This window comes from Paenibacillus gorillae (assembly GCF_000513275.1).
In the GTDB taxonomy this organism is placed as follows: Bacteria; Bacillota; Bacilli; order Paenibacillales; family Paenibacillaceae; genus Pristimantibacillus; species Pristimantibacillus gorillae.
Map to the genome: position 1 here is coordinate 1 of NZ_CBVJ010000069.1, position 7,417 is coordinate 7,417.

Sequence of the window (7,417 nt, forward strand, 5' to 3'; positions counted from 1 at the left end):
GTTTTTTTTTTTCGACGCATATGCGTACAGCCCGCAAGAAATTGAAAATCATGTTGGAGGAGGAACAATTAAATGAATCTCAACGAGCTAACCTCTTTTTACAATGAAATCACTCCAACTGATGAGCAGAAGCGAAAGATGTATGCCAGAATAAAATCCACTCATGTAGAAGATGCCAGCTTAGAAAAAAACAACTAAAAAAGTATCCGCACTGGCGGTGGTCGTAGCTGTTTTCCTCCTTTTCACTACGGCCGCATTTGCGTCAACATTGAACTGGAATGAACTGTTAATTCAACATTTCAAGCCATCAGAAGATCAAATACAAACAATGAACGGTCATGTAAGCACGCCTGAAGCAACTGTGACGAATAATGGTGTAACGGTAACGATAAAACAGACGATTGCTGATTCTCAAAATATTTATGTGCTGTATGAGATGACAGTGCCTGAATCCATTGAGCTAAATGACGACATCGTTTGGGAAGGAAATTATTTTTCACTGAAGTCAGAAGGTACAGGATTAATTCAAGGCGGCGCTTCAACCATTTTGAGGCAAAATAAACACACACGTATAGGATTATTTCACAAGAATCAAACAGTCCTGAACGGCAGTAACACCGCTACCTTGCAATTTGAAGATTTGACGCTGCATCAGAAGATTTATGATAAAAACGGGGAATATATCGATCTAAAAAGAATTCCGCTCGCAAAGGGGGAATGGAATCTATCATGGGATTTTATGATTGATGATACGCAAAGCATTAAGATAGAGCCCCATACACCTGTTAGTCTACATGGAAAAAGTAAAAACAAAGTGACAAAGATTGAAATCTCTCCACTGTCCATTTATATTCTCGTAGAGGGCAGCGATGTATTGAACGGACTCGCTCCGATCGTGAAATTCAAAGACGGCAGCCAACTGAGTTTTAACTACAAAAGCCCGGGTAAATCCTACACTTACGTCAATGTCCCAAGTTCCACCAATGCTCAAGGCAATCATCTTTATTACGTATTTGACCATATCATAAGCCCTGGGGATGTGGAAAGCATTACGATTGCGAATGTAACGATACCTGTATCGAAATAATTCCCCGTACAACCACGCTCTCAAATCATCATTATCTAAACATAGAAAAAGCCTTTAAACACTCGGAAACCCTTGTGTTCAAAGGCTTTTTAATTAAGGAATCCTGGGGGATCCGCCCCTGACCTCATTGCTGCCAGTTATACGCACTCCCGCTATTCATTGGAAAACTTTTTCAAGATAAACTCATTGATAAAAGGCTCAATCCCCGGCTGATCCTCATGAATCCATTGTTCCTTAAAGACCTGACACTTCATCGCTTGATAGAAATCGAGCAACGCTTGCTTTAATGTCATATTGTGCAGCATGAGAAGCTTAGGATCAAGCAATTCTCTGAATACGGCGTCTTGCTGGATAAGCAGGATTCTGGAGTTCAACGGATGAAAAACACCGAGCTCCATTCCGCTGTCATAATAAGACATCAGCTTTTTCCGGCAACGCTCCAATCCTTCCGCAAGCTTTGCCGCTAATTCGGGATAAGTATTGTTCAAATCATCAAGAAGAGCATCGCTTAAATAATAAGCCAGCTTCATCGATATTTTAAAAGTGATGTTGAATGTTTCTCCATAGAGCATCATTTCCCTATGAGTAGGTTCCGATTGCGCCGTTAATTTGGAAGGTATTTCCTCCAGCAACAGCTGATCGATGTAGTTAACGCTTTGAAAAACCAAGGATTCAATGATCTCATCCTTAGAAGAAAAATATTTATACATCGTTGCTTTACTTATGTCCATATATTTAGCGGCATCATCCATTTTCAATGAATTAAAGCCGTTTTTTTGAATATAAGGTAATATTTTAATAATAAATTTTAATTTATTTGTTTGCTTTTTAGCTTCTGCTTCATCGAAACCTTCGCAATCCATCATATAATTCCGCCCCCTGCCTATGTAAACAAGTATAGCGTAAATCAAAAATATGTACACTATTTAAACTAATTGAACTGATTTTGCGTTTTTAGTTTACATAGTTTGATCAGTGTGCTAAATTACTCTTATGAAATGAATACACATAAGGAGAGATCATCATGTCTACAAATTCCGAGTCGCTTAGCTCCGAACAGCCCTTGTCCATGCGATCGTTAGTTGCTCCGTTGATCGCTTTAATTATCGGAATGTTCATGGTGATTCTAGACACGACTGCAGTCAATGTCGCCATTCCTGTGCTTGCAAAAGACTTCAACAGTACGTTAAGTCTCATTCAATGGACAGTTACCGGATATGCACTCGCACAAGCGGCAGTTATCCCGCTTTCCGGTTGGATGTCGGACCGATTTGGCGCTAAGCGCATATTTATTATTTCAATCATTTTGTTCACGCTTGGTTCAATCTTATGCGCATTTGCCGGCTCAGCTGAGCAGCTCATCTTTTTCCGTATTTTGCAAGGCCTTGGCGGAGGCATGGTGATGCCGATTGCCTTTTCTATGACATATCGCTTCAGCCCTCCCGATAAAGTCGGCCGCATCATGGGCATGATGGGCATTCCTATTTTGCTTGCTCCAGCTCTTGGACCTATTGTTTCTGGTTATTTGATCGACTATGTCAATTGGCAGTGGATATTTCTGATTAATGTTCCGGTTGGCATCATTGGCGTAATCATGTGTATGATGAAGCTTCCGAACTTGGCAAAGAAAGCCTCCGCTCCGCTCGATTTTCTCGGCATGGCGCTCGCGCCGCTTGCTTTTGGCGGCCTTTCTTACGGCATAAGCGAGGGAGGCACAAGCTGGCATTCCGCGAAGACAACCATTGGTCTTTCCGTTGGTGCTGCCGCATTAATCTTGTTTGTCATCGTTGAACTTACCCGTAAAAGTGATCCTTTACTTGAATTGAGAGTTTTCCGTTCTTCCCAGTTTACACGAGGAATTCTGCTGCAATGGGCTTTGCAATTCACGATGTTTGGCATTGTGTTTGCCGTACCGTATTTCATGCAGCAATTAATGGGAATGAGCGCTCTGAAAGCCGGTTTGTGGACATTGCCTCACGCGATTGCAGCAGGAATCGCGATGCCAATCGGCGGCCGTCTGTACGACCGGGTTGGCGCAAGGCCTCTCGTCTTTACCGGATTACTATTTGCGGGAATCGGGGCTTTTCTGCTCTCCTTCATCGACCCGAGCAATAGCCCTTGGACGTTCCTCGTTCCTCGAGCCTTGATCGGATTAGGAATGGGCATGTCGTTCCTTGCTTTGAACACCCATCTGATCCAAAACGCGCCAAGAGAACTTGTCGGTCGAGTTACTTCTCTAACTAGTGCGGCTCAACAGGTTGTTACTTCTTTTGCGGTCGCTGGGCTTACGACCTTCATTGTGAGCCGCACTACCCATTATGTAAGCCAAGGCGAAACCGTAATGACTGATGCTATGACACATGCTTATCATAATGCTTATGTTGTGCTTGCCGCGCTTGCAGCAGTCAGCTTGATTTTAGCCGCAACGCTCAAGCGTAGCACTGCTGATCGGGCAGAAACTCCTGTAGTTGCTGAGCTTTGATTGGCTGAATTGAATTAACATGGAAAAACAAAGGGCTGTCCCAAAAGTCATAAATGACTAAGGGATGCCCCTTTTATTTTGTCAAACAAAAAGAAACCGTTTCTTGGTAAAATGGAGGTCCCACCCAACCCTTTACGAAAATCGAAACGAACGCGAACCGCTACACATTTGTCTGGGGTAAAGCGGTCGTGAAGCATAAGGCGATGCTCCAAGAAAAAGTACAGACTTTGTTTGCAACGATCGAAGCAGCCGAAAAGTGCGAAGAGCAGGAGCAAGTTGGACAAGACCTCGCGGAGCTTAGCGAGGCGCCCACGCTTACCAGTGAAAAATTGGAGGCGGCTGTTCAGCAACTGGAAGCGAAACTACCCGGCCGAAGGAAAAGCCTTTAAAGCGTGCTCCGCAAAGACGCGTTTGCAGAAATTTGAAGTTCAGTAAGCCATTCTTGATGAGCGAAACAGCTTCAGCAAAACCGACTCCGACACGACTTTTATGCAGATGAAAGAAGATCACATGCGGAACGGCCAACTCACAGATCGGAAAGGAAAATCAATTCATTATCGGCTACAGCCTGCATCAGTGCCCAACCAACACGCGTACCTGAAGCCGCATTTGGAGAGGACCAAAGCAGCCCTTGGCAAGCTACCGAAAACCGTGATCGTGGACGGCGGATATGGTGGCGAAGAAAACTACGCGTACTTGGTAAGTGAACAATTAGAAGCATTGGTGAAGTACATTACGTATGATAAAAAAAATCGAAGAATTGGAGGCAAGCTCGCGAGAAGCTCAGGAGTGAGGAAGGCGATGCCCTATCGGTTCGAAGGATGATTGAACCGGAGAGCGTGTTTGGACAAATCAAGAATAACCGGGCATTCAGACGTTTTCTACTTCGAAGCTTGCCAAAAGTGAGCCTCGAGGTCGGGTGGCTTTTTGCTCGCCCATTATTTGCTCAAGAAGACGGCAATCGACCGAAAGCTAGGAAAGCTAGATTTCAAATAATGAATTGCGGAGAATGCATATGATCAGTTATCCGTAAATCAACATGAACGCCTCCATTTGGCCGCCGGGATTTCGATGCTTTTTTTATAACAAGAGGCTGTCCCGTAAGTAGGACTGTTTACTAAAAACGGAAAATAAAGAAATGGCGATGCTAGTATTCTTATAGAACATATGCCTACTGTCCTTTTATGCATTTTTAAAAAAAATCCTTATTCAGTTAATTCTTGTCGATAAGAAACATCTTTGATTAAGTGTTGGTACGGTTCTGACACAGGGAGAGTGACGAGTTATACACTATTTTCTTAAAAATCCTTCTCCACCATTTACGACAAAACTAAAGACTGGATCGGCTACACTAAGTTGGACAGAAAAAATAAGGGCTTGTAGAATAAACTTATCATGTTAAGGAGCGAATCTCTACAATGCCTAAAAAACAACGACGCACGTTTACGACGGAATTCAAAAAGCAGATGGTCCAGCTCTATGAAAACGGGAAGACCAGAGCAGCGATTGTGGAGGAATATGACCTCACAGCTTCTGCTTTAGACCGCTGGATCAGCCAAGCTCAGACAACGGGCTCCTTTAAGGAGAAGGACAATCGCTCGTTTGAAGAAGAGGAATTGATCGCTTTGCGAAAAGAGAACCAGCGCCTGAAAATGGAGGTGGATATACTAAAGCAAGCCGCGCTGATCATGGGACGAAAGTAGCTATCATCCAGAATAATCGTGATAAATACTCGGTATCAGCAATGTGTGACGTCCTGCAAATCGCAAGAAGTACATTTTATTACGACGCCCAAGAACGAGCCACAAGAACCGAAAAGCCTGCGGCACACGCAAGCTCAAAGCGAAACTCCACGAGCGCGGATTCAACATCTCCAGACGCCGTATTGGCCGAATCATGAAGAGCAAGGGCTCGTTTCCACTTACACGGTGGCCCAATACAAGCCTCAGAAATCGTCCTGTAACGAAGCAACGACGATCAATGTTCTGAAGAGAGAGTTTGATCAAACGGAAGCTAAACGCTTCGTCGTCAGTGATTTGACGTACGTGAAAGTCCAGAACCGATGGCATTATATTTGTGTGCTGGTGGATCTGTTTAATCGAGAAATCATTGGCCAAAGTGCAGGTCCGAACAAGGACGCTGCTCTAATTACTCGTGCCTTCGCGACTGTTAAGGGTGATCTACACCAAATTCAATGGTTTTATACCGACCGTGGCAGCGAGTTCAAAAATCAAAAGATGGACGAGCTCTTGAAGACGTTTGAAATCGGTCGATCGCTAAGTATGAAAGCCTGCCCGTACGACAACGCTGTGGCCGAAGCCACCTACAAGATCATGAAAACAGAGTTTGTGAACCAGATGACCTTCCAGAGTCTCTGTCATCTAGAATTGGAATTATATGATTACGTCAACTGGTTTAACAAACATCGTATCCATGGAACATTAGGCTATATGACGCCTGTTCAGTATCGGCAAGAAGCCCTTAAAAAAGTTGTCTGATTTACTGTTGACAATCCACTAGATTTCAATCACGAGCTCACCCGTTTAACAACCCTGATTGGTTGCTACTCTCACGGCTACGTCCAACACCTAAATAGACACAATTTGATGAGATGCATCTACTAGTATGAATACCACAATATATCATTATGGTTTGCACCATTTTTTCAATAAACCGAAGTCCGAAAACCATCACTACAGGATACTTTTGAACTTCGGTTTGTTTAGTTGTTCCATTTAATCTCCATGTAGTTCAATATCACATTATTAATGCCAGCAATTTTCCGTATTTATCGTTCAACTCTTCTGCTACCTCAATTACATTGATGTTATTATTAGGGGTTTTTGTTGTAGCATCCTTTCAGCCCTATAGCGATTTACCCAAGTTTCTGAAGGTAATGCAAAATAGCCATTGGACCACGATTCGCATACTTAGTCTGTAAAATATCTAATGTTTCGCAACTGAGTCCATAGCCATCAATGTTCCAATCGTACTCTATTGGGTTTGCGCATGCCATTACAACGCCAGTAACTCCAGGATACCTTTCCCTTAATCTGCAGTAGTATTGAATATCAAAATAGTCGATAAATGCATCGGGTAAACGTAGACTGGATGTATGACTGAAGTAGTTATCATACAAAAGCTCCAAAGCACTCAGGCCAACCCTTGAATACGTCTCTTTGAGTACAACAATCTTAAAGATATGGTCCTTTGTGAAGTATTCCCCAAATTCACGGCAAATTCTAAATAGGATTTGGGATACTTCCCAACCATCCTCAGTCCCCCTTATCTCCAAACCAAGCCCAACTACTTTATCTACGATATCACCTATCGTGGTAAGAGCCAGACTACGATCTGTTTCAATCTTATTGTTAAGCAGTTTCCTAAATTCTAAAGCTATTGATTGGTGTTCCTGTAGGCTAATCATCTGTTCTACTTCAAAAAGTAACTTCCTGTATTGAAAGTCTGTTTCTTTCTTGGCAACATGCTTCCATTCTCCAGAAAGCCCATTTTCAATCGTATTTACTTTTGGAATCTCAACCACTACTGTTGCTGGAAGAGAACCTGATAATCTGCTGCTATTCAAGGCAATCCATTTTTGCAAATACAAGTAATAACATCGTTCATTCAATAGGTCAACTACTACAAGAATTACAGGAAGAGCATACGATTCATACTGTAATAAATATGATTTTTCCAATCGTATTTTAACGTATCTTAGATCACTTACATTTAATTGATCCGAAGATTTAACTTGAACTTTTACTGTATGACCATGGCTAGCAGTTTCCATTAACTCAGCTTCTATATCAATTCCATAGTCGAACTGTTGCATCCTTGCAATCCAG

Annotated in this window: 5 protein-coding genes and 2 pseudogenes; 5 read left to right on the plus strand and 2 right to left on the minus strand. The window is 42.7% G+C overall.

Annotation, left to right across the window (positions count from 1 at the left end; genetic code table 11):
* Nucleotides 1-72 precede the first annotated feature (72 nt).
* The gene (locus TY10_RS32050) at nt 73-198 is read left to right on the plus strand and encodes a hypothetical protein (protein ID WP_272945288.1); all 126 of its coding nucleotides are present in this window, start codon (nt 73-75) and stop codon (nt 196-198) included.
* A 19-nt stretch (nt 199-217) separates the two neighbouring features.
* Nucleotides 218-1,087: a DUF4179 domain-containing protein gene (locus TY10_RS11715; protein WP_238327557.1), complete on the plus strand. Its 870-nt coding sequence runs from the start codon at nt 218-220 to the stop codon at nt 1,085-1,087.
* 152 nt (nt 1,088-1,239) lie between these two features.
* Here the strand turns inward: TY10_RS11715 and TY10_RS11720 are convergent, their stop codons facing one another.
* On the minus strand, nt 1,240-1,953 hold the full coding sequence (locus tag TY10_RS11720) for a TetR/AcrR family transcriptional regulator (protein WP_052350507.1): 714 nt from the start codon (nt 1,951-1,953) through the stop codon (nt 1,240-1,242).
* A 158-nt stretch (nt 1,954-2,111) separates the two neighbouring features.
* On the opposite strand from TY10_RS11720, the gene TY10_RS11725 reads away from it, so the two are divergent.
* The 3 genes and pseudogenes from TY10_RS11725 to TY10_RS11740 all read left to right on the plus strand — a co-directional run bounded on the left by TY10_RS11725 (nt 2,112) and on the right by TY10_RS11740 (nt 6,067).
* Complete coding sequence (locus TY10_RS11725; protein ID WP_042163523.1) at nt 2,112-3,569, plus strand: DHA2 family efflux MFS transporter permease subunit; 1,458 nt, start codon at nt 2,112-2,114, stop codon at nt 3,567-3,569.
* 134 nt (nt 3,570-3,703) lie between these two features.
* Nucleotides 3,704-4,565 (plus strand): annotated as a pseudogene (locus TY10_RS32530) (transposase); the annotation flags it as partial.
* Between the two features lie 422 nt (nt 4,566-4,987).
* Nucleotides 4,988-6,067, plus strand: a pseudogene (locus TY10_RS11740) (IS3 family transposase).
* Between the two features lie 377 nt (nt 6,068-6,444).
* On the opposite strand, the gene TY10_RS11745 reads toward TY10_RS11740, so the two are convergent.
* The coding region (locus tag TY10_RS11745) for a DUF4365 domain-containing protein (protein WP_155985820.1) at nt 6,445-7,417 on the minus strand (973 nt) is incomplete at its 5' end.

Bases quoted from the DNA above. Each gene is read 5' to 3' on its own strand.
- TY10_RS11720 (WP_052350507.1), bottom strand. From the start codon at position 1,953: ATGATGGATTGCGAAGGTTTCGATGAAGCAGAAGCTAAAAAGCAAACA.
- TY10_RS11725 (WP_042163523.1), top strand. From the start codon at position 2,112: ATGTCTACAAATTCCGAGTCGCTTAGCTCCGAACAGCCCTTGTCCATG.
- TY10_RS32050 (WP_272945288.1), top strand. From the start codon at position 73: ATGAATCTCAACGAGCTAACCTCTTTTTACAATGAAATCACTCCAACT.